The sequence below is a fragment of the Parabacteroides sp. AF39-10AC genome (genome assembly GCF_003635405.1).
Classification (GTDB): domain Bacteria; phylum Bacteroidota; class Bacteroidia; order Bacteroidales; family Tannerellaceae; genus Parabacteroides; species Parabacteroides distasonis.
Window position 1 is genome coordinate 20,504 of sequence record NZ_QTLP01000025.1, and the last position, 26,351, is coordinate 46,854.

General features: G+C 43.6%; 24 protein-coding genes and 1 pseudogene. 15 read left to right on the plus strand and 10 right to left on the minus strand.

Translation table 11 applies throughout. The annotated features are described in order from the left end of the window. The 3 genes from DW033_RS18885 (at position 1) to DW033_RS18900 (ending at position 2,915) form a co-directional block, all read left to right on the plus strand. The gene (locus DW033_RS18885; protein ID WP_008777396.1) at positions 1-456 is read left to right on the plus strand and encodes a hypothetical protein; all 456 of its coding nucleotides are present in this window, start codon (positions 1-3) and stop codon (positions 454-456) included. Continuing rightward, positions 434-880, plus strand: coding sequence for a type II toxin-antitoxin system VapC family toxin (locus DW033_RS18890; RefSeq protein WP_008777395.1), 447 nt, complete (start codon positions 434-436; stop codon positions 878-880). Before DW033_RS18885 ends, DW033_RS18890 begins: the two co-directional genes overlap by 23 nt. A gap of 613 nt (positions 881-1,493) precedes the next feature. Then, positions 1,494-2,915 carry a PLP-dependent aminotransferase family protein gene (locus DW033_RS18900; protein WP_008772066.1) on the plus strand — a complete coding sequence of 474 codons (1,422 nt, stop codon included), beginning with the start codon at positions 1,494-1,496 and terminating at the stop codon, positions 2,913-2,915. Here the strand turns inward: DW033_RS18900 and DW033_RS18905 are convergent. Continuing rightward, a complete protein-coding gene (locus DW033_RS18905) occupies positions 2,903-4,099 on the minus strand; it encodes a PLP-dependent aminotransferase family protein (protein ID WP_005856630.1) in 1,197 nt (398 codons plus the stop codon). The genes DW033_RS18900 and DW033_RS18905 overlap by 13 nt on opposite strands. A 117-nt stretch (positions 4,100-4,216) precedes the next feature. On the opposite strand from DW033_RS18905, the pseudogene DW033_RS18910 reads away from it, so the two are divergent. After that, positions 4,217-4,501, plus strand: a pseudogene (locus tag DW033_RS18910) (response regulator transcription factor); the annotation flags it as partial. Between the two features lie 223 nt (positions 4,502-4,724). On the opposite strand, the gene DW033_RS18920 reads toward DW033_RS18910, so the two are convergent. Then, positions 4,725-5,933, minus strand: coding sequence for a hexokinase (locus DW033_RS18920; RefSeq protein WP_008780530.1), 1,209 nt, complete (start codon positions 5,931-5,933; stop codon positions 4,725-4,727). Between the two features lie 215 nt (positions 5,934-6,148). On the opposite strand from DW033_RS18920, the gene DW033_RS24740 reads away from it, so the two are divergent. Further along, a complete protein-coding gene (locus DW033_RS24740; RefSeq protein WP_199712377.1) occupies positions 6,149-6,322 on the plus strand; it encodes a hypothetical protein in 174 nt (57 codons plus the stop codon). A 202-nt stretch (positions 6,323-6,524) separates the two neighbouring features. Here DW033_RS24740 and DW033_RS18925 read toward each other — a convergent pair whose 3' ends face one another. Further along, positions 6,525-7,043, minus strand: coding sequence for a cupin domain-containing protein (locus tag DW033_RS18925; RefSeq protein WP_048927352.1), 519 nt, complete (start codon positions 7,041-7,043; stop codon positions 6,525-6,527). A 200-nt stretch (positions 7,044-7,243) separates the two neighbouring features. On the opposite strand from DW033_RS18925, the gene DW033_RS18930 reads away from it, so the two are divergent. Both DW033_RS18930 and DW033_RS18935 read left to right on the plus strand, forming a co-directional pair. After that, the gene (locus DW033_RS18930; RefSeq protein ID WP_008772069.1) at positions 7,244-8,086 is read left to right on the plus strand and encodes a GyrI-like domain-containing protein; all 843 of its coding nucleotides are present in this window, start codon (positions 7,244-7,246) and stop codon (positions 8,084-8,086) included. A gap of 6 nt (positions 8,087-8,092) precedes the next feature. Continuing rightward, positions 8,093-8,368 carry a zinc ribbon domain-containing protein gene (locus DW033_RS18935; RefSeq protein ID WP_122115036.1) on the plus strand — a complete coding sequence of 92 codons (276 nt, stop codon included), beginning with the start codon at positions 8,093-8,095 and terminating at the stop codon, positions 8,366-8,368. Here the strand turns inward: DW033_RS18935 and DW033_RS18940 are convergent. Next, the gene (locus DW033_RS18940; RefSeq protein ID WP_122268339.1) at positions 8,330-9,418 is read right to left on the minus strand and encodes a winged helix DNA-binding domain-containing protein; all 1,089 of its coding nucleotides are present in this window, start codon (positions 9,416-9,418) and stop codon (positions 8,330-8,332) included. The genes DW033_RS18935 and DW033_RS18940 overlap by 39 nt on opposite strands. A 111-nt stretch (positions 9,419-9,529) precedes the next feature. Here DW033_RS18940 and DW033_RS18945 point away from each other — a divergent pair, with 111 nt between their 5' ends. Continuing rightward, the gene (locus tag DW033_RS18945; protein ID WP_122297341.1) at positions 9,530-10,129 is read left to right on the plus strand and encodes a recombinase family protein; all 600 of its coding nucleotides are present in this window, start codon (positions 9,530-9,532) and stop codon (positions 10,127-10,129) included. Positions 10,130-10,138: 9 nt separating this feature from the next. Here the strand turns inward: DW033_RS18945 and corA are convergent, their stop codons facing one another. From corA to DW033_RS18960, 3 genes are read right to left on the minus strand one after another with little or no spacing between them, the layout of a single operon-like run. Next, positions 10,139-11,215: a magnesium/cobalt transporter CorA gene (gene corA, locus DW033_RS18950; protein WP_009275997.1), complete on the minus strand. Its 1,077-nt coding sequence runs from the start codon at positions 11,213-11,215 to the stop codon at positions 10,139-10,141. 15 nt (positions 11,216-11,230) lie between these two features. Continuing rightward, complete coding sequence (locus DW033_RS18955; protein ID WP_122297342.1) at positions 11,231-13,699, minus strand: endonuclease MutS2; 2,469 nt, start codon at positions 13,697-13,699, stop codon at positions 11,231-11,233. 15 nt (positions 13,700-13,714) lie between these two features. Beyond that, positions 13,715-15,145 carry a DUF4136 domain-containing protein gene (locus DW033_RS18960; RefSeq protein WP_122383028.1) on the minus strand — a complete coding sequence of 477 codons (1,431 nt, stop codon included), beginning with the start codon at positions 15,143-15,145 and terminating at the stop codon, positions 13,715-13,717. Between the two features lie 216 nt (positions 15,146-15,361). Here DW033_RS18960 and DW033_RS18965 point away from each other — a divergent pair, with 216 nt between their 5' ends. From DW033_RS18965 to DW033_RS18975, 3 genes are all read left to right on the plus strand, one after another. Continuing rightward, on the plus strand, positions 15,362-15,946 hold the full coding sequence (locus DW033_RS18965) for a nucleotide exchange factor GrpE (protein ID WP_005862085.1): 585 nt from the start codon (positions 15,362-15,364) through the stop codon (positions 15,944-15,946). Positions 15,947-15,976: 30 nt separating this feature from the next. Then, positions 15,977-17,131 carry a molecular chaperone DnaJ gene (gene dnaJ / locus DW033_RS18970; RefSeq protein WP_005856657.1) on the plus strand — a complete coding sequence of 385 codons (1,155 nt, stop codon included), beginning with the start codon at positions 15,977-15,979 and terminating at the stop codon, positions 17,129-17,131. A 140-nt stretch (positions 17,132-17,271) separates the two neighbouring features. Further along, positions 17,272-17,844, plus strand: coding sequence for a cob(I)yrinic acid a,c-diamide adenosyltransferase (locus DW033_RS18975; protein ID WP_057327748.1), 573 nt, complete (start codon positions 17,272-17,274; stop codon positions 17,842-17,844). Here the strand turns inward: DW033_RS18975 and DW033_RS18980 are convergent. Together DW033_RS18980 and kbl are read right to left on the minus strand one after the other, a co-directional pair. Then, positions 17,841-18,686, minus strand: a complete 846-nt coding sequence (locus DW033_RS18980) for a histidinol-phosphatase (protein WP_005862089.1) — start codon at positions 18,684-18,686, stop codon at positions 17,841-17,843. The two genes, DW033_RS18975 and DW033_RS18980, sit on opposite strands and share 4 nt — an antisense overlap. 78 nt (positions 18,687-18,764) lie before the next feature. Further along, a complete protein-coding gene (kbl, locus tag DW033_RS18985; RefSeq protein ID WP_005856664.1) occupies positions 18,765-19,955 on the minus strand; it encodes a glycine C-acetyltransferase in 1,191 nt (396 codons plus the stop codon). A 179-nt stretch (positions 19,956-20,134) separates the two neighbouring features. Between kbl and DW033_RS18990 the strand changes: the two genes are divergently transcribed. Then, positions 20,135-21,088: an NAD-dependent epimerase/dehydratase family protein gene (locus DW033_RS18990; RefSeq protein WP_005856666.1), complete on the plus strand. Its 954-nt coding sequence runs from the start codon at positions 20,135-20,137 to the stop codon at positions 21,086-21,088. A gap of 88 nt (positions 21,089-21,176) precedes the next feature. Here the strand turns inward: DW033_RS18990 and trmD are convergent, their stop codons facing one another. After that, positions 21,177-21,851 carry a tRNA (guanosine(37)-N1)-methyltransferase TrmD gene (gene trmD, locus DW033_RS18995; RefSeq protein WP_008772076.1) on the minus strand — a complete coding sequence of 225 codons (675 nt, stop codon included), beginning with the start codon at positions 21,849-21,851 and terminating at the stop codon, positions 21,177-21,179. Between the two features lie 254 nt (positions 21,852-22,105). On the opposite strand from trmD, the gene pheT reads away from it, so the two are divergent. The 3 genes from pheT to DW033_RS19010 all read left to right on the plus strand — a co-directional run bounded on the left by pheT (position 22,106) and on the right by DW033_RS19010 (position 26,250). Next, the gene (gene pheT / locus DW033_RS19000) at positions 22,106-24,568 is read left to right on the plus strand and encodes a phenylalanine--tRNA ligase subunit beta (RefSeq protein WP_005862093.1); all 2,463 of its coding nucleotides are present in this window, start codon (positions 22,106-22,108) and stop codon (positions 24,566-24,568) included. Between the two features lie 39 nt (positions 24,569-24,607). Further along, positions 24,608-25,339, plus strand: coding sequence for a YebC/PmpR family DNA-binding transcriptional regulator (locus DW033_RS19005; protein ID WP_005856672.1), 732 nt, complete (start codon positions 24,608-24,610; stop codon positions 25,337-25,339). A 146-nt stretch (positions 25,340-25,485) separates the two neighbouring features. Beyond that, the gene (locus tag DW033_RS19010) at positions 25,486-26,250 is read left to right on the plus strand and encodes a hypothetical protein (RefSeq protein ID WP_005856675.1); all 765 of its coding nucleotides are present in this window, start codon (positions 25,486-25,488) and stop codon (positions 26,248-26,250) included. The last annotated feature ends 101 nt before the right edge of the window (positions 26,251-26,351 follow it).

The following is a 26,351-nucleotide window of genomic DNA, read 5'->3' on the forward strand; positions in this document are numbered from 1 at the left end:
ATGAATCATCGTTGTTTATCTAGAGAAGAATATAAAGAAGTCATTGATTATCTATTACATTCTCAATGTATAGAAAACGAAGAGTTAAGCATATTGATCCAAAGTGCAATCGATAATTGGGATATTAATATTATAGGTTCAAACTATTTTTTATCTATAATATTAGAACAATTAATGAAAAGTAAAACTGTAAATAAAGAGATTGTTCATGAGATATATGAGTTAGAAAATAAAATGTATTTTACTGTTGATGAAATGGATTATAAACTTATTGATGAGTTGTTTAGATATCATTTACCGGACAATAGAAATCTATTGATCGAACAACATAAAAAGGCTACAATCGGAAATAATATTGAGCAAATCGCACAAATAGAAGAAAAAATATCACAATCTTTCGAGGAAGATTTACATAATATATTGAGATGCTTTTATGAAACAAAAGTACGTAATTGATACAACTGCATTAATGTCTTATTTTTCATCGACATTTGAAATACAAAATAAAATGTCTCAACATGCTTTGGACATTATATCTCAAGCTTTTAACAATGATTCTATTATACTATTAATACCTTCAATTGTTTTCGTGGAAATATTTTCAAAGCAATTCACAAATGTAGAACGTTCTGAGAAAATTAGATATGAAGTCTATGAGAAGATTAAGAGTTGCGATAACATTTCGATAGAGGCAATTGATAAAGAAGTACTGGAAGCTTTTTTAAAGATTACCGATATTGAGAAAAAATACAGTTTCGACAATCATGATAAGCTTATATATTCAACAGCAATAAAGTATAATGTGCCATTGTTAACATCCGATCTTAGATTGAAAAGATATAATAAGAAAAAAAAGATGATACCACAAATTATTGATTGATTATTAGACTTTGAGAAGTAATTTATCAATATTTCTGCTTATCTTTGCCCCAGTATTCTCCATGAGCAAACTACCGCAAAAGCACGTAGCAAATTAGTGGGATAAATCATGGGATATGCTTGAAGCAAAAAATATAAAGTTTTAAATATCAGCGTGGTAACTCTGCAAGGAGAATCCCAGGCGGATCACATAAGAACAAAGCCAAACGGCGACAAAAAAGAGACAAGTCCTACAATATCAACGTATTGTAGGACTTTTTTTATTGTTTCAGTCTTGCCTGAAAGACAAAAAAGGGGCACGAAAAGACACGGTTGAGTATCCAAATCGTACCCCCTTCCCCAAAAAACGATTAGGGGGTACGATTGTCGGAAATCACTATCCAGGCAGAAGGTTTCAATCTCTGTATTGATTTTAGATATTATCATCTGAAACCTGTTTTACTGTGATTTTTTTATTAATGGTGTTTAAATTCAGTTGTTTACTCGAATACCTTTCTTTCATTTAAGAATAGCAAAGCAATACAAAAGTCATTCTGTAAAAGTAATTCAAAGTCCAAAACAGATACAGACACGATTTTTGTATATTTGCAGGATACAGATAACACCTGACAAGTATGAAAAAAGAAATCCTATATCAAGAAATAGCGAGAACTATTGCCTGTCAAATTAAGAAAGGCGTGTGGAAAGCTGGTGAGAAACTACCTTCTTTACGCACTATTAGCAATGAAAATGGTGTAAGTCTTAATACTGCAATTCAGGCATATTATGAATTGGAAAAAGACGGATTTATAATATCACGCCCAAAATCAGGTTATATTGTCAATTACAAACCCATACGCCTATCTGTTCCAGCGACAACACAACCGTCTGTAAAGCCTGAGAGCAAAGAGGTGATAGATTTGATTGCTGACGTATACAGCTCGTTAGAAATAGGAGATAAATCGATCACTCGATTTTCATTAGGAATGCCCGAAGATATTTTATTACCAATTGCAAAACTTAATAAAGAACTTATAAGAGCTATGCAGGCACTTCCGGGTAATGGAACCCGGTATGATGAAACACAGGGAAATATGCGATTACGTAAATCTATAGCTCGTTTTACGTATAGTTGGAAGGGAAACTTGACAGAAGATGATATAGTGACAACTGCTGGAGTTACTAATGCGGTTGCTTTAGCTTTATCTGTAATTACTAAGGTAGGAGATACTATTGCGGTTGAAAGTCCGGTCTATTTTGGAATGTTACAATTAGCCAATAGTATGGGGTTGCGTATATTGGAATTACCTACCAATCCAGTAACAGGGATTGATCCAGATGCGCTGAAAAAAGTTTTACCACAAATTAAAGCTTGCCTGCTTATAAGCAACTTTAATAACCCATTGGGAAGTTGTATGCCTGATGAACATAAAAGGGTAGTTGTTGATATGCTGGCCGGATATGATATACCTTTGATCGAGGATGATTTATATGGTGATTTATTTTTTGGTAATTCACGTCCTAAGCCCTGCAAGGCTTTTGACAAGAAGGGGCTTGTTTTATGGTGTGGTGCGGTATCTAAAACATTAGCGCCGGGGTATCGGGTAGGATGGATTGCTCCCGGCAAATTTAAACATGCTATTATTCGCCAAAAGAATATTCACCTTATTTCTACGCCTGCGCTTAATCAAGAAGCGGTTGCCAATTTCATGGAGAATGACAGATACGAAAACCATTTACGTAAACTGCGACAAGAATTATACGCAAACAGTATTCATTTTGCCCATTCCATCATGGATTACTTCCCCGAGAATACAAAAATTGTTACTCCACAAGGAGGATTTATGCTTTGGGTGGAATTAGACAAACAGATTGATACAACAGAACTTTATTATCGGGCTATGCAGCGAAAAATAAGCATAGCCCCCGGACGTATGTTTACATTACAAGAGCAATATACCAATTGTATGCGTTTAAGCTATGGACAACGATGGACTCCACTTCTTGAAGAACGTTTAAAACAATTGGGGGATATAATTAAAAATCACTTTAACTGATGTATGTATTCTTTTAGTACTTCCCCTATTACTTGAAGTCCTTTCATGATTCTATCTTCTGGCATATTAGAGTAATTTATTCTAAAAGTATTTTCTTTGTGCTCAACAGGATAAAATGAACTGCCGGGTACAAAGGCTATTTTCTGTTCAATGCATTTTTGCAGGATGTCATGCGCTGAAATATTTTCGGGTAATTCAATCCAAGTAAATAACCCGCCTTGAGGATGAGTATATTTTATGTCATTAGGAAAATAGCGTTCAATACATTCTAAAGCTATATCTCTGCGTTTTCTGTAGACTTCTACTATTTTGCTAATATGCTCATCAATATCATATCGTTTTAGATATTCGGCAATAGTCATTTGAGCTATTGTGTTACACTGCAAATCAGTGCCCTGCTTAACTAACACATACTTGCGGATAATATCTTTATCACCTGCAATCCACCCAATCCGAAAGCCCGGACAAAAGATTTTAGAAAAACTACCAGTGCATAAGATATTACCTACCTTATCAAAAGACTTTATAGAGGGTAAAGACTCTCCTTCAAACCTTAATTCTCCATAAGGGTTATCTTCAATAACAGGAATATCATATAAAGCAGATAGTTCAGCCAGTTTTTTTCGTCTTTCCAAACTCCATGTTTTTCCAGTGGGATTTTGAAAGGTTGGTATTACATATATTAGTTTTATATTTTGAGTATTATTCAGTACCTCTTCCAAAGTAGCCATATCCATGCCTTCTTCATCTGTTGGAATTTCAATGAAGCCACTCCCATATGATTTGAATGCGCTAATTGCTGCTAAATAGGTGGGGCTTTCACACAATACGATATCACCATCGTCCAGAAATACTTTTCCGGATAAATCTAATCCTTGTTGCGAACCGTGAGTTATAAGAATATTATCCTTATCAAACGATGTCCCTAAGCGTTCATTCATTCGTTTGGCAATCCATTCACGTAAAGGATAATACCCTTCAGTAGTCGTATATTGAAGAGCTTTTGCTCCTGCTTCTTGCAAAACGACCTGATTCATTTTGTTAATTTCATCTATGGGGAATAGCTCAGGGGCAGGTAGTCCACCAGCAAATGAAATAACATCTTCCCGTTCTGTAACTTTGAGTATTTCTCTTATTTCCGAAGCCTTTATATAAGACATTCTCTTGGCAAATTTCAACTTCATAATCATTAAATATATTTGAAAACTAAAATAATGCAAAGTAAAGCATAATAGATAAATGAGAACAGATACAATTTGCACAATATCAGCGGGTACAGATTTTCGGAACCAAGTATTATCCCGATTGTATCGCCTACCGAAAGAATTAAACGGACAGTTATCAATAGAAAGACAGGACTGATACTTGCGTCGACAGTTATTCTAGCCGAACCTCAATTAACCAAGCGTGAGAAAGAAATACTAATATTAATTCGGCAAGGTTTTCTGAGCAAAGAGATCGCTTATAAGCTAAATCTTAGTATTTATACGGTAAATAATCACCGAAAGAATATATTGGCAAAGCTAAATGTAGATAATGCGATCGAAGCTATCAATAAGGCGGAAAATTTCGGTATTCTCTATTGATTACGATATCCAATCCAAACCACTAGCTAATATTGATATGATTGCGGTTATATTTCATCCTCTGGGGCTGAATCCATTTGTGCGATGCGCTATGAGTGAATTATACAATCATTTTTCTGCGGAAAAAGTAGTGCGGGTATCGTATGTAAAGAATACCCGCACTTTCTATTTATTTTGAAAAACGTAATTTTATAGTTCAAGATTCACTTCATTCATATTGATTTCAAGAGAGCGCCGCTATACCTGTTCCTATCAAGTTTGCGTTATTCATATTGTTGATATGGATTTCGACATCCGCTAATGCGGATTCATTAAGGAGTTCTTGTAATTTCTCCAGAACAAGAATGTTATAGTTTTTATCTTTTCTATTCTCGCTCCAAAATAGACTGCCTTCGGCTACTAGACAGATTTTTTGTATATCTTTATTATATGATCTCAGTAACTGAATAAGGCCCAGTAGCGATGCGGCGACTAATTGTGCTGATCTGTTGTAGATCCAATGAGCTACATCTACATATACGTCCTTGTGAATATCCGGATAGTTCATGATAGCGGTCAATTTTTGGGCATCGAATTTATTCTCAAACTCATCCAAAGGGAAAGCCGCTTTCAATATATCGCCTAGATACATACCCGAAACCGCTTTCTCAAACCGCTGTTTTCCAAGGCTGTCTGAAATGGCGTCAACCGTGTCATCGACTGTCGTGAGGAATGGAGGATGGAAGTTACCCGACTCTAGGTTGACAGGGACTAAGCCTTGTATATTATAACTCGGATCTAATTTCTTTATTTTATCCGCCGGAATGAAAGTGGCCATGTTGGTGCCTGTTCCTACGATCAGACCGATATAGGCGTCATAGCTATTGTCGGTTAGGCCGGCAAACAAGCTGGCGATAGTATCATTTAATACTTTAATACCTGTAAATTTGATTTTACAATGTTCGTTTAGGTAGTCGAGAAGTGGTTTACCTACTAATTGCCCTACCATTTCTTTAATGTCGACTCCTTTTGTCCAACGTAACAATTTGGCGTCTCCACTGAGTACGGATTCTGCTGGATAAGAAAAACAATAGCCGATTGGCATTTCCTCATCCCGTTTTATCCCGACAATCATATCGGCTAATTCTTTAAATAGCTCCTCACGAGTATATCCCGGTGATTTCATGATCGACATGTCTTTTTTCCACCCGTTGTTGGGATGGATGGTTGGTGATCCTTGTCCAAGATCGACGGTCGCTACTCTATAGTTGGTTCCTCCTAAATCGAGAACCAATGCTTTTCCATTAATATCAGAGGTTTTGGGAGAGATAAAAGTCGGTATGCATTGTATCTCCGCATTTTCATGTTTTAATCCCTCTTCAACCTTTTCCCGAAATGAACTGGCTATCTCTTTGAGTTGGTCATTTTCTAACCAGAAAATATTTTTCTCCATAAGATTGATTTTTTGATTTTGAAATATCCTTGTTAGTGAATAACAATTTAGAAAGGGATTTGACTATCCTTATTGGTTGATTAAGTTAAGGAGATAAATTTTGGATACTGTAAAATTTGTTGTGTTAAATTTAAATTTTGTATAAACAAAAGGGTGACGATGTCTGTTTAAAACACCAAACAGATGATTTTATTTATTAATCTAAATTAAGATATATGATACCGAAAGTGGAGATAGAAGCAGGCAAGGCGGATTTAATCCGTGAGATTTTAGGCGTTAATGATTTGCGGGACATTAACTTGCTTGATGAGTACCGTGATATATTTATAAAATCACAAAAGTTTGCGTATGAGAATGAATCTGTTAATGATATTAATTGCACGGATTGAATTTTGTGAGAAGAATGTCTTATATACAGGGCATAGGATGAGAATATATTATTCAATATTCTGTTTACTAGTATATTATAGTTTCTTTGTATTTCTTTCTTAGGAAACTACAGTTTCCCGCTAGGATAGAAACTGCAGTTTCTTCTAGGGGAAACCGGAGTGTCTTTTAGGCTCGGTTTGTGTAAACGATAAGGAAAATCTACTACTTATCATTTACGGCCTTCCCATATTCCTCATCACTTACCGGCTCAAGCCAAGTGTTTTTATTGGTTTGGGGATTACATTCTACGGCGATATGCGAAAACCAACTGTCCGGTGAGGCGCCGTGCCAATGCTCTATGTTTGGTGCGATTTCGACAACATCCCCGGGTAGTAAACGACGGGCGCTTTTACCTCGTTCTTGATAATAACCCACACCACCTACGGCGATGAGTATCTGCCCTCCTGTATGCGTGTGCCAGTTGTTTCGGCAGTTAGGTTCAAACGTTACGTTAAACATTGGTACGTTTAAATCCTTATTGCTTGTTAATGGCACCAGCCAAGACTTCCCCGAGAAATATTGTTCAAACCCGGTGTTTTCATTTCCTGTAGGGAATTCACTAATTTTTGGAATTTCAGTTTTCATTTCTTGTGCGTTTATATTGCCAATGGAGATTAATGTGATCAACATGGCAATGGTTATTTTCTTTATATTCATATTTGTTTTCTTGATTTTATTCATATTACAAAATTATTTAAGATATTCCATTGCTTTTGTATACCAATTACTGATAAGTGTAACAGAATTACTGATTTTACAATCTATAGAATCTTGAAGTTGATGGCTTTTAAATAAATATAGGGGAAATCTCAAATTGGCGAGATTGGACAATTGTTAGTCTGTTGGGATTATGTATTTTTGTCATCATAAGAATCTATAGGATGAAGCCTGATACGGAAAACATATATCAACGGAAAATTAATCAAGTAATTGATTATATCAATGCGAATTTGCATCTCCCTTTACGACTGGATATAATAGCCGGGCAGGTAAACGTGTCCGAGCGGCAGCTACTACGTATTATGAAAGGAGCCTTGAATGAGTCATTATATGCTTATGTGGCAAGGCAGCGTGTAGAGCGAGCGGTTCTATATATGCATACGGAAGATATGAGTCTGGCAGATCTAGCGAGTCGGGTAGGCTATGATAACCCCCAATCTTTCTCGAAAGCGTTCAAGAAACAATTCAGCGTATCTCCGAAAGCTTATATGGATAAGTTGCGAGCACGTCTGAGAGAAGAGACCGAGAAGTGGAGTAATCCACACGATCTTGAAGTTGAGGTTTGTGAGGTAGATGATTTAGATTTGGTTTATATCCGGATTTTTGGAAAATATGGTGAGGCGGAACCCTATGAGGAGGCATGGAATCTGTTGATCGGATTCTTAAAAGAGAATCAAGCGTTATCAGAGGACACCCGCTTTATTGGTCTAAGTTTTGATGACCCGAACGTCACTCATCCGGACCAATGTCGTTTTTACGCTTGCGCTTCGGTCGGGAAGGAGATTATTCCATCAGGGATGTTCGGTACGATTCGTTTGCAGAAAGGAAAATATGCGGTTTATACCTTAAAAGGTAGTTATGCGGGATTACAAGAACTATATAATACTATAAATATAGATTTCAATTATACCAAACGGCATGGAATGGCGTTTGAGGAATATGTGAGTTATTCGGAAGAGGATGACGATACGCAAGTGACAAAGATTTATATACCTATAAAATAAATTAGTATGGAAACAAAATTTTGCCAAAGCTGCGGTATGCCGCTGCAAAAGAATGAGGAGTTAGGAACGAACCATGACGGAAGCAAGAATGAGGAATATTGTTGCTATTGTTATAAGGACGGGGCCTTCACGATGGACTGTACGATGGATCAGATGATCGATCATTGTGTCCAGTTTGTCGATGAGTTCAATAAAGATGCGGACCTTCATTATACGAAAGAGGAGGCCGTAGCGAATATGAAATTATTTTTCCCGACATTGAAGCGCTGGGCGGTACAATAAGCCTCTATAAAAAGCGTCTATCTGCGCTTCGGCCTGCTGGATTAGTTTCACTGGAATGCGGGGCTTCTTCTCGAAAAAGTCCATTTCTATTTGAATGGTGTTTTTCTTAATGGAGCGGCTCCAATTACCTATTATCTTTCCGTTATATAAGATAACCGGGTAGAAGGTGCCGAATCGGTTGAACGCTTTTGGATGATGTTCTAGCGGCAATACGTCCGTGCGGTTTTTGTAACTGATCAAGTATTCATCGAAGGCGGGGAGGAGACGCAGTACAGGTTCGCTCTCATTTTTTCCTTTCCATGATTGGTGGATGAAATATTCACGGGAATCGAACGTCTCGGTCATTAACTCCGCCTTGATCAGATTGATAGCGAACCTACACTCGGTAGCGGTTAGCCCGGACCACCAAACAAAATCCTGTAACTGGGCAGGGGAGTGGCTTTGAAAATATCTGGATGCCAATCTCGCCAGAGCCTCTTCCCTGCAAAGTTCACGAGTAGGAGGGACACGTTCGTCCAATAAGGCGTAAGTCGTTTTCTTTCCTTTATCGATCCCGCTACAGACGATGCCTTCCACCTCACCCCATGTAAGGAAAAGGTTTACGTGATCTATGGTGGGCAAAATCCCGGATTTTTGCAATTCCGCCGTTACTTCTTGTTTGGTCAGGCTTTTGTATCCTTCCAGTATCTTTCCGATCTGATCTAGGCATCTTGTGAACAGCGTTTTTTCTATCTTCCCGAAATGTCCCTTGGCGTACGACATAACGGCAGCCTTGATACGCTCGGAAGATAGCATAAGCATCCAACGGATATCCTCGGCGGCCACGAAATGCCAAGTAGGACGCATCACATGGGTACGTAGAATATCACCTTTGTACAAAGCCTCATTTACCTTTTCAAGGGAAGAGGATCTCAAGCGAATACCGATCGCCCATTTGGCCATCTCATACTCCTGCGCCTGGATAGCGCCCATCCAAGAGACCAACTCTTTCGGGGACTCGAATCGGGGTTGTTCCAATTGTTGGCTAGCTACTCGTATATGTGTTATCATAATATATGAATATAAACGCAAATGTACGAAATAAAGCGTTAAACATCCCATAATCTTGAAGATATACTCATTCTTTTTGTACCTTCACGCTAGAAACAATTAGTGAAATTTATGACGATAGCGTATTTAAATGTGGCTACAGACCGGCAACACTTGGATATTCAAAGGGAAGAGATCTCTTCTTTTGCCGCGGCCAAAGATATCCATGTGGATAAATGGGTCATGGAAGTATCCGGAGAGAAAGCGAAACAGCCGGGATCAAAGTTAAAACTTGTTCTCGAACGCTTGAAGAAAGGGGATGCCTTGATCGTATCGGATATTACCCGTTTGTGTCTTACCTTATATGAGTTGATGGGGATACTTACCGTTTGCATGGAGAAGGACGTGACGGTCTATTGTATAAACGACCGTTATATATTCGATGACCGGATGGATCGCCAATTGATGATTAATGTCTTCAAGCAAGTAGACGAGATTGATCACAGTCTGGTTTCCATACGTACAAAAGACGCCTTGGAACAGGTGAAAAGTACGGGAAAGCGGTTGGGACGTCCTAAAGGCTCGGAATCCAAGTTGTTCTTCTTAGACGCCCATAAGGGGGAGATCATGAACATGTTGGAGCGGGGAGAATCGGTAGGATCGATTTGCGAGCATTTCAACGTCTCTAAGAATACTTTTTATAAGTATAGGAAGAAATTCTTCAGATCGTAAGGATTGGTTTTAATACCAATCCTTTCGTTTCATATATAGCCAAGTCAATACTCCGGTAGCTATCATGACGGCCCAAGCTATGAAATAACCGTAACGCCAATCCAATTCCGGCATTATCTTGAAGTTCATACCCCATACGCCCACCAAGAATGTCAAAGGGATGAAAAGGGTGGAGACAATCGTCAGCCGTTTCATGATGGCGTTCATCCTAAGATCGTTATTGGATATATAAAGATCGACAAGGGAAGAGGTGATTTCCCGGCAGCTTTCCGTTGTTTGGATAACGAATTGGAGTTGGTCTTGCAGGTCATTATAGATCGGCAGGATATCCGGGGTGATAATCCCGTTCTCTGTTCGTAATAGTTTTGAGAATTGATCTTTCAGCGGTAGGCTATTCTTACGGATAGTCATGTACTCATGGCGGTGTTGTTGGATTAGGGAACCCATATTACCCTGATCGTTCTTAGGATCGAGCAAAGTCTCTTCTATATCCTCTAGTATCTCTTCTACCTTTGAGGCGGATTCTACTAAATTCGCTATGATGGTGTTTAGAAGGAAAGCGAGCAGCAATCCACTGCCTTTTTTCCGGATGTTCAGCATGTTGGATAGTAGCGCTTTATGAGCGGCCTCGAATACGGGGTTGTTGCTTTCCGTAAAAGTGATAACCGTATTGTTCGCTACCAGTATACTGATGTGCTCAGACCGCATCTCGTTATTGACATCGTAATAGCAGGAGTTTAATACGATAAGCATTCGTCCTTTGTATTCCTCTACCTTGACCACGTGTTGGGGAGTCAAGATATCCTTAGCGTCCAGATTATGCAGTCCGAAATCTTTTACGATACGGGTAATGGCATCCGCATTGGTCAATCCGCTAACCTCGAACCAATTGATCTGATCCGAGTCGGATAGTTTGCTGAAAGAGGTGTCGGTTATCCGCACCTCTTTCGTATGCAAAGATTGTTCGTTGTATTGCGTGAGACGGATGCCGGTTGCTGTCTCATGTTCGCCGGCGTAATAATACTTGTCCGATAAATGCCGGTTGGATATATGTCTTCTCCTGTGTGTATATTCATTCCGTCTCATAATAAGGATCTCTTTTTAATCGAATTCAACAACGGTGATGCCGGCGCCTCCGAACTGCACATGCTCGTCTTGAAAACGACGGACACCGGGAACCGTGCGCAGATAATCCCGGATTAGCTGACGTAAGATACCCGTACCGGTTCCATGCAAGATGCGAACCTTGCCTGCCCCGACTTGAATGGCGTCGTCGATAAAATAGGTCACGCTTTGCAATGCCTCATCGCCCCTCATTCCTCTCACATCGATTTCTTGCTTAAAGTTTATCTTCTTCTCATGCATATTGTCAGTGGTCTGGGAGCTGACGAACGTGCTTTTCTGGATTTCCCGTTTGATCTGGCCTTTGCTTACCTTTTCCAACTGCTCCAGCTTAACCGTGCTTTTGATCATCCCGAATGCTACTACGGCCTGCTTTCCTTGTAGTTCCATAACGGTTCCGGCGGAAACCTGCCCTTTAAGGCGTACATTGTCACCGACCTCTATCACCTCTTTATTAAATATTGGCTGGGCCGTCACTTTTTGTTTCTGTTTCTTCCGTTCGTTCCGTTCCTTGAGCTTCGCCATCTTGCGTGCGATCTTATCGTCTTCTTCTTCGGTCGCCATTACGGAGTTCTTGAACTCTTCCAAGGCTTTGCGGGCCAGTTTGGTCTGTTCTTTTTCCGCTTGGGCCTCCTTGATCTCACGGACGGTATTCTCGATCTTGGCGTTAGCCTCCGCTAGAATACGTTGGGCCTCGGCCTTTGCCTCCCGGATGATCTCTTTCCGTTGCTTGTTTACGGCTTCCAAGTCTTGTTCATAACGAGAAGTGACATCTTCCAGTTTTTTCTCCTGCTGACGGATATTCTGCCGTTTGCTTTCCCAGTACCGTTTATCGCGTACGATATCTTGCAAGTATTTGTCCATATTGATATAATCCGCTCCGACGTTCGCGGAAGCGTCGGCTATCACGTCCTCGGGCAGACCGATCTTGCGTGCGATCTCTACGGCGAACGAGCTACCCGGGTTTCCGATAGAAAGCTTGAACAAGGGCTGCATCAAATGGCGGTCGTACAACATGGCACCGTTTACGATACCCTCCGTATCCTCGGCGAAATGCTTCAAATTCTGGTAGTGGGTCGTGATTACCCCAAAGCTATGATTCCGGTTGAAGCGATCCAATAAAGCCTCGGCGATAGCGCCGCCAATCTGGGGTTCCGTACCGCTACCGAACTCATCGATTAGGATAATGGTCCGCTCGTTACAATTCTTCACGAAATACTTCATGTTGGTAAGGTGGGAACTGTAGGTACTCAAATCGTTCTCGATGCTTTGCTCATCGCCTATATCGATGAATATATGCTCGAAGATCCCGGTTCTTGATCGCTCATGCAAAGGAATCAATAAACCACATTGCAACATGTATTGAAGTAATCCGACCGTTTTCAGGCAAACGGATTTACCACCGGCGTTCGGACCGGATATGATTAAGATCCGTTTTCCCTCGGTCAGCTCGATATCGAGGGGAACTACCTGCTTGCCCTGTTTCTGTAAAGACAGGAATAAGAGCGGATGCACGGCACGTACCCAATCCATTTGTCGCTTATCCTCCACGATCGGCTTGATCGCCTTGACTTGCTCCGCGAATAACGCTTTCGCACGAATGAAGTCAATGTCGGCAAGAAACTCGTAAGATTGTAGGATATCCGGAGCTAAAGGACGGATCACGTTCGTGAATTCCGTCAGTATCTTAATGATTTCCCGGCGTTCTTCCCCTTCCAGTTCCCGGATGCGGTTATTCGCTTCCACGACCACCTCCGGCTCTATAAAGACCGTCTTGCCACTGGCGGACTCATCATGTACGATACCTTTTATCTTTCGTTTGAAGGCCGGGGCTACCGGGATCATCAAACGACCGTCGCGCATGGTCGGTGTCACGTCCTTATCGACAACCCCGTCCGATTGCGCCGCACGGAGGATGGATTGCAGGCTGCGGGATATACCGCTCATCGTGATCGTCATCTCCCTGCGGATTTGCGATAGGGTGGAGGAAGCACTGTCCTTGACCTTGCCGAATTTATCGAGGATGCTATCGATCTTTCCAATCAATTGGGGGAAGACAAAGATATCTCCCGCCAATTCAGTCAAGGCCGGATACTTGATTTCCTCATCGTCCATGGGCTTGAAGAAGCGTACGATGTCATTGATCGTTTGCAAGGAACGTTTGAGGTCGAACAACTCCCGTTCATCCAGCCAAGTACCTTCCGGCCGAATCCGTTTCAAGGAATAGCGCACGTCGAAGAAATAACTGGCGGGGAATTCCGTGTCTCCGTGTAGGATACGGATAAACTCATCGGTTTGTTCCAATCGCTTGGATACGACCTCGAAATCGGCGGAGAATCCTATCTCCGCTACCCGCTCTTCCCCGAGCGGGCTTAAACATTTTTCTGTGATTAAGTGACGGATCTTATCAAAGCCCGTCTTTTGTTCAAAATTTTGTGGATATATCACGTGTTTGTAAAATCTTTATTTGATCTCTACCGTCACTTCAGAGCGAATGGTAGGACGGATAATTACTTCTAATTTTGTCTTGCCACGCTTTATATTAAATGTACAGGCGTTGTTGCCGGACGGATTAATATAAGGGGCGAAATAGTATAAATAAGAGAACGCCGGCAAGTAATCGGAGCTTTGCGACGCATCCGCTATTTGGGGATATTTGAATACGTCCCAAAACATGCAATATTTGAAACCGTTCGCGTCCGTAAACATCGTCTTCGGATCACGATATTGCATCGTGTTCGTGATAAAGTGTTTGTAGGCGGATGAGAACTCCTCTGCCGAATGATCCATCTTATGGCGGCCGATCTTTTCTATAATGTCACGGGGACGGATGCCTGCCGCATAAGCGGGAGAGTTACGATCTACGTCAACCACTTGATCCAATTTATCGATATCGTAGCTGATCCCCGTATAATTATAGGTCTTCTTGCTCACCTTGAACGGTACGTTACGTCCGTATTTCGTGTATGGGTATTGCATACACATCAACGGGACATGCACCCGGGCGTATTCGTCTAAACGATAAGAGTCTTCCAGCAACTCGTTCGCCTCACATTCCCAGAGTACACGTCCGGGGATATCTTTTTGATCGATGATACGGATACCGAATTGCAACAGATATTCGGCTTCCGCTTCGGCGGCGGCGTAATTCAAGAACGGGAATTTCTCCATCTTACTGTGCGAGAAGTTGTACCGGTAAGTCGGTTCTTTTTCTACCAATACTTTATTCGCTCCCAGATAGTTCGGGTTCTTATCGAAAAAATAGAAAGTCTGTATCAATAAATCCGGCTTCGCGATATCAACCGTAAGTCCTTTTTTGGTCAACTCGTTCTCGATGCATTCGTTGATGACCGTTTCCAGTTTACGGTTATTCTCGTCGATGGTCGAGAAGGCGAATGTCTTGAAGTTACCGAAATCTACGCCGTCGGATGTGACGGTAGTCTTGAACGGGCATATGAATTCTTGCTCATTGGTTGTCTCCAAGCTATACATCGCATAGGCGGACGCCAGCTGGTCTTCCGTGATGGCGTTACTTTTCTTGCAGTCCTTCTTTACCAATACTTGTTTAGAAGGAGAGGAAAGGTTGCTGATAGTCAATAGGACATCGTTTCTTCCGGCGGGATTCAGCAGTTGTGGGATCTCATCGACAGATATTTCCGTCACAGGTACACCGTTGATCTCCTCGATCACGTCGTATTTCTTAATACCTGCTTGCTCGGCGGATGAATAAGGGATGACGCTTTTAATGACCGGCTTGTTATTTCCCCAGTTCTTGCTCTGGCTGATATCGTATGTGAAGCCTAGTCGGCAGATGGATGTATTCCTGTTTTGGGCGGAAACCGTACAGACCGCCAATACTAATAGTAACGTTGATAAAATCACACTTCTCATCATATTCTGGAATTTTATTTACTCTAAAAATACCTGTTTCGTTTAAAACATAGGCAAAGGTAAAGATATTTTTGATGTGGTGGAATAGTTGGCAATATATTTGCTGCTATAATAGTGTATGAACTTGATATGGATGCTGTGTATATACTTTTTAAGGGTATTTATGTGGTACCGTATTTCGCTTACAATTAGTTAGTAATGAAAAAAATCAGATAGATTATGAGCAAGATGAATCCAAACGAGAAAAAAGAAAACGCTTCAAAAAACGAAAACGTGAATAATGAGGAAGCGACAAATTTGCAGGAAGAACAGTCAAATGCGGCAGATGAAACTGCCGGCTCTGACAATGTGTCGGGCGAGGTGGAAGCCTTGCAAAAGAAATATAACGAATTGAACGATTCCCACCTGCGCTTGATGGCGGAGTTTGACAATTACCGTAAACGTACGATGCGTGAGAAGGCCGATTTGATCAAGACTGGCGGCGAGGGTGCGTTAAAGAACCTTCTTCCTATTATCGACGATTTCGAGCGTGCTTTGCAGAATGTCCGCACGGCTGAGGATGTAGAGGCCGTTAAAGAAGGCGTGGACTTGATTTTCGGTAAGTTCATGGGCTATCTGTCTCAGCAAGGCGTAAAGCCGATCGAGGCCATAGGCAAGCCGTTCAACACGGAGGAGTTTGAGGCTATCGCTACGATTCCCGCTCCGGAACCGGACATGAAGGGCAAGGTATTGGATTGCGTACAAACTGGATATACCTTATTTGACAAGGTAATACGTCACGCTAAAGTAGTAGTGGGAGAATAATCGGAAAATCGGCAAATAACAAATACAAGGATGGCTAAAAGGGATTACTATGAAGTGCTGGGCGTTGAGAAGAATGCTTCGGCGGATGAGATAAAGAAAGCGTACCGTAAGAAGGCGATACAATTCCACCCGGATAAGAACCCGGGCGATAAGCAAGCGGAGGAGAACTTTAAGGAGGCGGCAGAGGCATACGACGTGTTGAGCGATCCGCAAAAGCGTCAGCGTTATGACCAATTCGGCCATGCGGGTGTCGGCGGGGCTTCACAAGGTGGCGGCTTCGGTGGTGGTATGTCCATGGAGGATATCTTCTCCCAGTTCGGCGACATCTTTGGTGGACATTTTGGCGGTTTTGGTGGCTTCGGTGGTTTCGGCGGTTCTCGTGGAGGACGCCGTGTGAACCGTGGATCGGATTTGCGTGTGAAGGTGAAGCTGAACCTGAAAGAGATCGCTAACGGCGTGGAAAAGAAGATCAAGGTGAAGAAGTATGTGCCTTGTTCGCATTGTCACGGTAGCGGGGCGGAAGGCTCGGAGGGTGTGAAGACGTGTGATACGTGTAAAGGTAGCGGTGTCGTTACCCGTATCGCCAACACGATCCTTGGGCAGATGCAGACGCAGACGACTTGTCCTACTTGTGGTGGCGAGGGCAAGATCGTTGTCAAGAAATGTACGGAGTGTAACGGTGAGGGCGTCGTTCGCGACGATGAGATTATCACGATCAATATCCCTGCCGGTGTAGCCGAGGGCATGCAGCTCTCCATGAATGGTAAAGGCAACGCCGCACGACATGGTGGAATCAACGGCGACTTATTGATCCTTATCGAGGAGGAACCGCATCCGGAGTTGATTCGTGATGAGAACGATCTGTTATACAACCTGCTATTGAGTGTTCCGCAAGCAGCCTTGGGAGCCACGGTAGAGGTCCCGACCATCGACGGAAAGGCGAAATTGAAGATCGAGCCGGGTACACAGCCGGGTAAGGTGCTTCGTTTGCGTAATAAAGGACTTCCTTCCATCAATAGTTATGGTACGGGCGATTTGTTGGTGAACGTGAGTGTATATATCCCCGAGACTTTGTCGTCTACGGAGAAAGAGACGCTGAACGGATTGGAGAATTCACCGAACTTCCAGCCTAATAAGACGATGAAAGAGAAAATCTTCAGTAAGTTTAAGCACTTCTTTGATTAACGAATAGGAAAGACTATTGTGTTCGTGTGAGAACACTATAGTATTCGTGGATAAACACAGTAGTGTTTGGAAATGAATACTATAGTGTTTATCGCCGGAATACGGTAGTCTTTTTTCATAAGTCCTAAAATGAGTATCCTATGAGAATATATACCCGTGGAGGAGATAAAGGAAAAACCGGCATACATGGCGGTGAGCGTGTCGATAAGGATGACATCCGTATTGAGGCGAATGGGACGTTGGATGAGTTGAACGCCGAGATCGGCATTGTCCGTACGTTGCTGCCTCCCGATCATGAATGGCAGGTGTTGCTGGGTAGGATACAGCGTGAGATGATGGCCGTGATGTCTCATGTGGCGACACCATCGGCGATCCGTGATCAGAATCCGAATCCGCTTCCCGATGATTTGGCCGTCTTTTGTGAGTCCCATATCGATGATCTATCCGCCCAGATGGAGGATAACGGGTATTTTATCCTTCCGGGAGGCACACCTGTTTCGGCGCACCTCCAATTGGCCCGTACGATCACCCGCAGGGCCGAACGCCGCTTGTGGACATTGAATCGGAAAGACCCGGTTCCTGCCGGGATCATGGCGTTCGTGAATCGTTTATCGGATCTGTTCTTTACGATGGCACGTTATGACATGTTTCGTCAAGGGAACGCTGAGGAACGTTGGCAATCCTTCCTGTATAAGCGGAAAAATAAATCCTAGAGGGCGATATCTTGCCATTTGCCTTTCACGAGCTCACGGGTGGACTTGAAGCCGGCTTGCTTCAGCAACTTGAAAGCCTCCTTGCGACCGTCGTTCACCAAATCCGGATAATGGCAATCGGAGTTCACCATGACAGGGATATTCATTTCCCGCATCCGTGATAGGTATTCCACACGGGGGTAAAGCTCTTTTTTCTTGGTCCAGTTCTTGGTGTTGACCTCTACCATCAAGCCTTTCTCCTGAACCAGATCCAGACAAGCCTCAAAAGGCTTCCGATACCAATCCTCCTCAAAATTGAAGATCTCGTATTTCTGTCCGTTCATATAGATCTTGTCCATATGCCCGACGATATCGATGCCTCCGGCCTCTATCATTTTCATCGTGGTATCGAAGAAACGCTTGACAAGCAACCGGACATCTCCTTCAAAATGACGCTCCACGGAGTGGGCGTATTCCCTGAATGAGCCGTCTATACAGACCATGTTCTCTTCGACCAGACGCTCTGATACGGGCAGGAAATGGATGGAACCGATCCGGTAGTCCAAAGGCAACTCTTGGAAATAGGGGATCGAGGCGTTATAGGTCTCGTCCAGATAATCAATCTCCAGACCGGCATATATTTCTAGTTGATCGCTGTATTTCTGTTTCAGTCGGTTTATCTCTTGCAGATACTCCGGCATATCGTCTTTAGACATATTCCAGAAGGTCTCGAACGGAAGCGGCGAGTGGGAGGAAAAACCGTACGCACGGAACCCGTGTGTTATGGCGAATCTCACGAAATCCTCCGGAATACTTCTTCCATCACAAAAAGTACAATGACTATGGTAGTTACTGAGTTGCATGATTGTTCTTAGTGATTAAAAAGCCACATCCAGATCATCTTGCCCGGATGTGGCCTTGTATGATGAATGAGAGAGGTGTTATTTGATAACGCCTAGCTCTTTTCCTACCTTGATAAACGCAGCGATAGCCTTGTCCAGATGCTCAGTCTCGTGGCCGGCGGACAATTGTACACGGATACGAGCTTGTCCCTTCGGTACTACCGGGTAATAAAAACCGGTTACGTAAATACCCTCTTCCTGCATCTTGGCGGCGAAATCTTGAGACAACTTAGCGTCGTACAACATAACAGCGCAGATAGCGGATTGAGTCGGCTTGATATCGAAACCGGCTGCCAGCATCTTGTCGCGGAAGTAACTTACGTTGTTCATTAATTTCGTATGTAAAGCGTCGCTCTCCTTCAACATCTTGAACATCTCCAAGCTTGCGCCTACGATGGCCGGAGCCACGGAGTTAGAGAACAAGTAGGGGCGAGAACGCTGACGTAACATATCGATAATCTCCTTCTTTCCGGTCGTGAAGCCACCCATGGCACCACCGAACGCCTTACCCAGCGTACCCGTGAAGATATCTACACGTCCGTAAACATCAAACTGCTCGGCTACGCCATGACCCGTCGGGCCTACGACACCGGCAGAGTGAGACTCGTCCACCATAACCAATGCGTCATATTTCTCGGCAAGCTCGCAAATCTTGTCCATCGGAGCGACATTGCCGTCCATGGAGAACACGCCGTCCGTGGCGATGATACGGTGACGTTGGGCCTGCGCCTCTTGTAGGCAACGCTCCAAGTCCGCCATATCGGCGTTAGCGTAGCGGTAACGTTTAGCCTTGCATAAACGAACGCCGTCGATGATAGAGGCGTGGTTCAAGGCATCCGAGATGATAGCGTCTTCCTCGCCGAACAATGGCTCGAACAAACCACCGTTAGCGTCGAAACATGCGGCGTAAAGGATCGTGTCCTCAGTCTTGAAATAGTCGGAGATGGCTGCTTCCAATTGCTTGTGCAAATCCTGCGTTCCACAGATGAAACGAACGGACGACATACCATAACCGTGTGTATCCATGGCTTCTTTCGCGGCCTTGATCAGTCGTTGGTTATCGGACAGGCCAAGATAGTTGTTGGCGCAGAAGTTTAAAACATCACTTCCGGCATTTACTTTGATGTCGGCTCTCTGCGGCGTAGTAATGATACGCTCGTTCTTGTATAAACCAGCGGCTTTGATGCCTTCAAGTTCATTTGTCAAGAATTCTTTAAGTTTTCCGTACATAAAAACTTCGTTTTTTATTAGTATTTAGATGTGAGTAGTAGCTTCGTTGTCAAAGCGACAGACAAAGGTCTGTTTTTTTTTTGAATTTTAATACTAAAAAAGAGAAGAAATTCATGTCTAAACTGTTTTATTCTCTATACCTTTGCCGACGGAAAAAAACTTAAATCTCATTAAACGCGATGAAGAATGTATTAGTAATTGGTTCTACCGGTCAGATCGGATCAGAGTTAACCATGAAATTAAGAAGTATCTACGGTGGGAACATAGTAGCGGGTTATATCCCGGGTGCGGAACCAAAAGGCGAGTTGTTAGAATCGGGACCTTCCGCTATCGTGGATATCACGAACGAGCAGCAGATCGCTGAGACGGTATCAAAATATAATATTGATACGATCTACAACTTGGCGGCTCTTTTGTCGGCTGTAGCCGAGGCTAAACCTCAGTTGGCATGGAAGATCGGTATGGGAGGCTTGTTCAATGTGCTTGAGGTGGCCCGTGAGATGCACTGCGCCGTATTTACGCCGAGCTCTATTGGCGTTTTCGGTAACAATACCCCGAAAGACAAGACTCCTCAAGATACGATCCGTAATCCTCGTACGATGTACGGCGTGACGAAGGTATCCGGCGAGTTGTTAAGCGATTATTATAATATCCGTTTCGGCGTGGACACACGTTCGGTTCGTTTCCCCGGATTGATCTCTTACGTAACACCTCCGGGTGGTGGTACGACGGATTACGCTGTCGATATTTACTATTCGGCCGCTAAGGGCGAGAAATTCGTTTGCCCGATCGCAGCCGGTACTTTCATGGATATGATGTACATGCCGGACGGCTTGCGTGCCGCTATCGAGATTATGGAGGCGGATTCTACGAAGTTCGTTCATCGCAACTCTTTCAACATTGCGTCGATGAGTTTCGATCCGGAGATCATCTTTAATAATATCAAGAAATATATGCCTGAATTCCAGATGGAGTATGAGGTAGATCCTTTGCGTCAGGCTATCGCCGAGTCGTGGCCGAACTCCTTGGATGATACTTGCGCCCGCCAAGAGTGGGGCTGGAAGCCGGAGTATGATTTGGATGCCATGACAAAAGACATGTTAGCTAAATTGAAAGAACGTTTCAATAAATAAGAGTGATGTTGTAGCCATGATTGTTTGTGGATAGAGGGGCCGGGGTATCATCGGGGGGGATGATCCCCGGCCTTGTTTTTTAACGCTGCTATTTCAATAAATCCGGCCGGAGGCGTGCCGTACGCTCTTGTGCTTGTTGCAAGCGCCATTCTTCGATCTTGCGCTGGTGCCCGGATAATAGTACCTCGGGTACTTTCCAACCTTTGTAATCGGCGGGACGTGTATAAACAGGCGGGGCCAGTAAGTCATCTTGGAAGGAGTCGGAGAGGGCGCTTTGCTCGTCGCCGATCGCTCCCGGTATCAAGCGTACCACGGCGTCGGTTATGATAGCGGCGGCCAGCTCTCCTCCGGTAAGGACATAGTCTCCTACGGATATCTCTTTCGTTATCAAATGCTCACGGATACGATAGTCGATCCCTTTATAGTGCCCGCAGAGGATAATCATATTATTTAGTAAAGACATGCTGTTGGCCATGGGCTGGTTGAGTGTCTCGCCATCCGGGGAGGTATAGATTACCTCGTCATATTCCCGTTCGCTTTTCAACGCTGAGATCGCCCGGTCTATCGGTTCGATCTGCATCACCATTCCGGCCTCTCCTCCGAACGGATAATCATCCACCCGCCTCCATTTATTAGTGGTGTAATCCCGTAGGTTATGTAAATGAATCTCCGCTAATCCTTTATCTTGCGCCCTCTTGACGATAGAGCAATTAATCATCCCCTCGATCATCTCGGGAAGTACGGTAAGTATATCTATACGCATAAAAAATAGTTGTAACGTTAAAACCTCCCGCAAAGGTACATCTTTATTCTGACTCATCGTAAAGTGAGTCTCTATTATCTATGATTCGCGATAGAAAATTAAGAATGAATGAAACGCATGCGTTGGCGCAGTTAAGAGTTCGTAGAAGTTCATGAGGATATTTTTGTATCGTTTGAATTATTATTCGTACTTTTGTCCGTCAATTCGGCGGCTATCAATAGAGGCCGTCTCTTTAGAGAATAAATTTTATAGCGATGAATATATCTTACAATTGGCTGAAAGAGTATCTTGATTTCGATCTGGAGCCAGAAGAAGTTGCTGCGGCGCTTACCTCTATCGGTTTGGAAACCGGTGGAGTAGAGGAAGTTCAAACCATTAAGGGCGGACTTGAGGGACTGGTTATCGGTGAAGTGTTAACTTGTGAGGAACACCCGAATTCTGACCATTTACATATTACGACCGTAAATGTAGGTGGCGAGGCTCCTTTACAAATCGTATGCGGTGCCCCGAACGTGGCTGCCGGACAGAAAGTGGTCGTAGCCGTGAACGGTACGAAACTGTACGACGGTGACGAATGCTTTACCATCAAGAGATCCAAGATCCGTGGCGTTGAGTCCAACGGTATGATTTGCGCCGAGGACGAGATCGGTATCGGTACCGACCATAACGGTATTATCGTACTTCCCGCCGATGCTGTTGTAGGTACGTTAGCTAAAGATTATTATAATGTAAAGAGCGACTACGTGCTGGAGGTGGATATCACCCCGAACCGTGTAGACGCTACTTCCCATTTCGGTGTCGCCCGTGACTTGGCCGCTTATTTGAAGCAAAACGGCAAGCCCGCCGAATTGAGACGTCCTTCGGTAGACGCTTTCAAGATCGATGACGAGACACCGGGCGTAGAGGTCGTGGTAGAGAATACGGAGGCTTGTCCCCGTTATTCCGGTGTTACGATCAAGGGCGTTACGGTGAAGGAGAGCCCGGAGTGGTTACAAAACCGTTTGCGTGTGATCGGCCTTCGTCCCATCAATAACGTAGTGGATATAACGAACTTTATCCTGCATGAGTTGGGGCAGCCTTTACACTCTTTTGACGCGGGTAAGATCAAAGGAAATAAAGTGATTGTCAAGGCGGCCGAGGCTGGTACGAAATTCGTCACGTTGGATGGCGTGGAGCGTACGTTGACCGATCGTGACTTGATGATTTGTAACGTCGAGGAACCGATGTGTATCGGTGGCGTGTTCGGCGGTTTGGATTCCGGCGTGACGGAGGAGACCACCGACGTATTCTTGGAATCCGCTTGTTTCCATCCGACGTGGATTCGCAAGACCGCCCGTCGTTTTGGCTTGAATACGGACGCTTCTTTCCGCTTCGAGCGTGGTTTGGATCCGAACAATACGATGTATGTATTGAAACGTGCCGCCTTGTTGATACAAGAGTTGGCGGGAGGTAAGATCACGGGTGCCGTACAGGATGTTTATCCTACCGTGGCGGAACCGTATACGGTTGAGGTGACTTACGAGAAGATCAATACGTTGATCGGTAAGGATATTCCGGTAGAAACCGTGAAAAGTATCTTGGCAAGCCTTGAGATGGAGATCGTATCCGAGACTGCCGAGGGCTTGACTTTGCATGTTCCCGTATATCGTATCGATGTGCAGCGTGATGTAGACGTGATCGAGGACATTCTTCGTATCTACGGATATAATAACGTGGAGTTCAGCGATAACGTGAAGTCCAATTTAAGTTACCAGACTCCTACGGATCGTAGCTGGAAATTGCAGAACTTGATCTCGGAGCAACTTTGCGGTTGTGGTTTCAACGAGATCATGAACAATTCCTTGACACGCTCCGCTTATTATACGGATCTGTCTGTTTATCCGGAAGCGCATTGTGTCATGTTGATGAACCCGTTAAGCGCTGATTTGAACTGCATGCGTCAGACCTTGTTGTTCGGAGGCTTGGAGAGCATCGAGCATAACATGAAGCGTAAGAATGGCAATGTCCGTTTCTATGAGTTTGGTAATTGCTATGATTATAATATCGATAACAAGAAGGAAGATGAGACCTTGGCGCAGTTCAGCGAGGATTACCGTCTAGGCATCTGGGTAGCCGGCAACCGGGTGGAGAACAACTGGGCGCATCCTGACGAGAAATCTTCCGTTTATGAGTTGAAGGCTTACGTAGAGAATATCTTAGCCCGCTTGGGTGTGGATATGAAACGGGTTATTTTCGGTAACTTGACGAATGATATCTATTCTTCGGGCCTAAGCATCACGACCGGTTCCGGACGTCAATTGGGTACGATGGGTATCGTAAGCAAGAAACTTCGTAAGATGCTGGATATCGATATGGAGGTTTATTACGCTGAGTTGTCGTGGACCCAATTGATGAAGGAGATCAAGAAGGCGAAAGTAACCTTCTCCGAGATTTCCAAGTTCCCGGCCGTTAAACGTGACTTGGCGTTGTTGCTTGATAAGAGCGTACAGTTTAGCGAGGTCGAGAAAATCGCTAAGGATAGCGATCGCAAGCTATTGAAGGAAGTATCTCTGTTCGACGTTTACGAGGGCAAGAACCTTCCGGCGGGCAAGAAGTCTTATGCCGTAAGCTTCTTCATGCAAGATGAGAGCAAGACTTTGAACGATAAGCAGATCGACGCTATCATGAAGAAGATCCAGACGAATCTGGAACAAAAGCTAGGTGCTCAATTGAGATAAGAATTTAATTACATAAAATAAAGATAAACTGATAAACATATGGGAAGAGCGTTTGAGTTTCGTAAAGCGAGAAAGTTTAAGCGTTGGGGCAATATGGCCCGTGTATTCACGAAGTTAGGTAAGGAAATCACGATCGCGGCAAAACAAGGTGGGCCGGAGCCCGAGAATAATCCTCGTTTACGTGTGTTGATGCAGAACGCCAAAAAGGAGAATATGCCGAAGGAGAACGTGGAGCGTGCCATTAAACGTGCCGTATCCAAGGATTTCACGGATTATAAGGAGATGAACTATGAGGGATATGGTCCTTTCGGTATCGCTATCTTCGTTGAGACCGCTACGGATAATACGACTCGTACGGTAGCCAACGTTCGTAGTTATTTCAATAAGAACGGTGGTTCTCTGGGAACATCCGGTAGCTTGGAGTTCTTGTTCGATCATAAATGCGTATTCCATATCGCTAAAAAAGAGGATCTTTCTTTAGAAGACCTAGAGTTGGAGTTGATCGACTTCGGTGTAGATGAGGTTGAGGAAGACGAGGACGAGGTTGTTCTTTATGGTGAGTTCGCGCAGAATTCGGCGATCCAGAAATATTTGGAGGAGAATGGTTTCGAGATCTTGAGTAGTGAGTTCGTACGTATTCCGAACGATTTGAAGGAGGTTACTCCGGAACAGCGTGAGTCTATCGAGAAGATTATCGAGAAATTAGAGGAAGACGAAGACGTTCAAAACGTATTCCATAATATGAAGGAAGACGATTCTGAGGAGGAATAACGTACGCTTATACGTAAAATAGTATACTTTATCCGTAAAAAAGCGACATCGAGGCAAATTCGATGTCGCTTTTTCTTTTTTACAACGAATGTTTCATGTTTTTTATTTATTTTTGTGAGTCTAGGGTGAATAACAATTTAACTTATATGGTGAAAATGAAAAGACTATTTCTTCTTTGTGCGTTCGTGAGCATGTTTGCGACGTGTAATTTTATCTCAGCTCAAAAGGAGTTAGGGATTTTCAATTCTGTTTCGGCAGGAGTGGGTGTTGGTTTGACGGGTGTAGATGTGGAGGTCGCTACTCCTATTACGCCTTATCTGGCGTTGAGAGGTGGTCTTACCTTTATGCCGGGTTTCAGCATTAATACGGACGTGGATGTAGATGTTAACGATCCGCGAGCGGGTGTGTATAATGATACATACTCCATGGATGTCAAAGGTAGCTTGAAACGTACTTCCGGACAGTTGTTGGTGAATGTTTACCCGTTTCCTCACGCTTCTTCGTTCTTCGTTGCGGCCGGCGCCTATTTCGGTGGTTCTTCCTTGGTGAAGATAGAAGGGCATAGTGATAAGCTGAAAGACCTGATCGCCCAAGGAGAAAGTGCGGGCATAGTTATCGGTGATTATACGATTCCGGTGGATAATAACGGTAATGTATCCGGTGGATTGAAAGTGTCCGGTTTTCGTCCTTATCTAGGTCTTGGATTCGGTCGTGCGGTTCCTAAGAAACGGGTTGGCGTGATGTTTGAGCTGGGTGTGCAATTCCATGGCAAACCGGAGGTGTATACGGATTCAGGGGATGTAAAGGACTTGTTGAATGAGATAGACGAGGATGATACCTTTACGAAGATCATGGACAAGCTAACGGTTTATCCGGTCATGAAGATTCGTATTTGCGGAAGAATATTTTGATTGTCAAAGATAGTATAAGCTAAGAGTGGCGTTAATAATACGATGCCACTCTTTTTTTATGGCTAAACTTTCATTTATTTTGTTTATTTTTGCGCGCTGTT

Excerpts from the sequence above, each read along its gene's own strand:
- DW033_RS18885 (WP_008777396.1), top strand. The coding sequence starts at position 1 with ATGAATCATCGTTGTTTATCTAGAGAAGAATATAAAGAAGTCATTGAT.
- DW033_RS18890 (WP_008777395.1), top strand. The coding sequence starts at position 434 with ATGAAACAAAAGTACGTAATTGATACAACTGCATTAATGTCTTATTTT.
- DW033_RS18900 (WP_008772066.1), top strand. The coding sequence starts at position 1,494 with ATGAAAAAAGAAATCCTATATCAAGAAATAGCGAGAACTATTGCCTGT.
- DW033_RS18905 (WP_005856630.1), bottom strand. The coding sequence starts at position 4,099 with ATGAAGTTGAAATTTGCCAAGAGAATGTCTTATATAAAGGCTTCGGAA.
- DW033_RS18920 (WP_008780530.1), bottom strand. The coding sequence starts at position 5,933 with ATGGAGAAAAATATTTTCTGGTTAGAAAATGACCAACTCAAAGAGATA.
- DW033_RS24740 (WP_199712377.1), top strand. The coding sequence starts at position 6,149 with ATGATACCGAAAGTGGAGATAGAAGCAGGCAAGGCGGATTTAATCCGT.
- DW033_RS18925 (WP_048927352.1), bottom strand. The coding sequence starts at position 7,043 with ATGAATAAAATCAAGAAAACAAATATGAATATAAAGAAAATAACCATT.
- DW033_RS18930 (WP_008772069.1), top strand. The coding sequence starts at position 7,244 with ATGAAGCCTGATACGGAAAACATATATCAACGGAAAATTAATCAAGTA.
- DW033_RS18935 (WP_122115036.1), top strand. The coding sequence starts at position 8,093 with ATGGAAACAAAATTTTGCCAAAGCTGCGGTATGCCGCTGCAAAAGAAT.
- DW033_RS18940 (WP_122268339.1), bottom strand. The coding sequence starts at position 9,418 with ATGATAACACATATACGAGTAGCTAGCCAACAATTGGAACAACCCCGA.
- DW033_RS18945 (WP_122297341.1), top strand. The coding sequence starts at position 9,530 with ATGACGATAGCGTATTTAAATGTGGCTACAGACCGGCAACACTTGGAT.
- corA (WP_009275997.1), bottom strand. The coding sequence starts at position 11,215 with ATGAGACGGAATGAATATACACACAGGAGAAGACATATATCCAACCGG.
- DW033_RS18960 (WP_122383028.1), bottom strand. The coding sequence starts at position 15,145 with ATGATGAGAAGTGTGATTTTATCAACGTTACTATTAGTATTGGCGGTC.
- DW033_RS18965 (WP_005862085.1), top strand. The coding sequence starts at position 15,362 with ATGAGCAAGATGAATCCAAACGAGAAAAAAGAAAACGCTTCAAAAAAC.
- dnaJ (WP_005856657.1), top strand. The coding sequence starts at position 15,977 with ATGGCTAAAAGGGATTACTATGAAGTGCTGGGCGTTGAGAAGAATGCT.
- DW033_RS18975 (WP_057327748.1), top strand. The coding sequence starts at position 17,272 with ATGAGAATATATACCCGTGGAGGAGATAAAGGAAAAACCGGCATACAT.
- DW033_RS18980 (WP_005862089.1), bottom strand. The coding sequence starts at position 18,686 with ATGCAACTCAGTAACTACCATAGTCATTGTACTTTTTGTGATGGAAGA.
- kbl (WP_005856664.1), bottom strand. The coding sequence starts at position 19,955 with ATGTACGGAAAACTTAAAGAATTCTTGACAAATGAACTTGAAGGCATC.
- DW033_RS18990 (WP_005856666.1), top strand. The coding sequence starts at position 20,135 with ATGAAGAATGTATTAGTAATTGGTTCTACCGGTCAGATCGGATCAGAG.
- trmD (WP_008772076.1), bottom strand. The coding sequence starts at position 21,851 with ATGCGTATAGATATACTTACCGTACTTCCCGAGATGATCGAGGGGATG.
- pheT (WP_005862093.1), top strand. The coding sequence starts at position 22,106 with ATGAATATATCTTACAATTGGCTGAAAGAGTATCTTGATTTCGATCTG.
- DW033_RS19005 (WP_005856672.1), top strand. The coding sequence starts at position 24,608 with ATGGGAAGAGCGTTTGAGTTTCGTAAAGCGAGAAAGTTTAAGCGTTGG.
- DW033_RS19010 (WP_005856675.1), top strand. The coding sequence starts at position 25,486 with ATGGTGAAAATGAAAAGACTATTTCTTCTTTGTGCGTTCGTGAGCATG.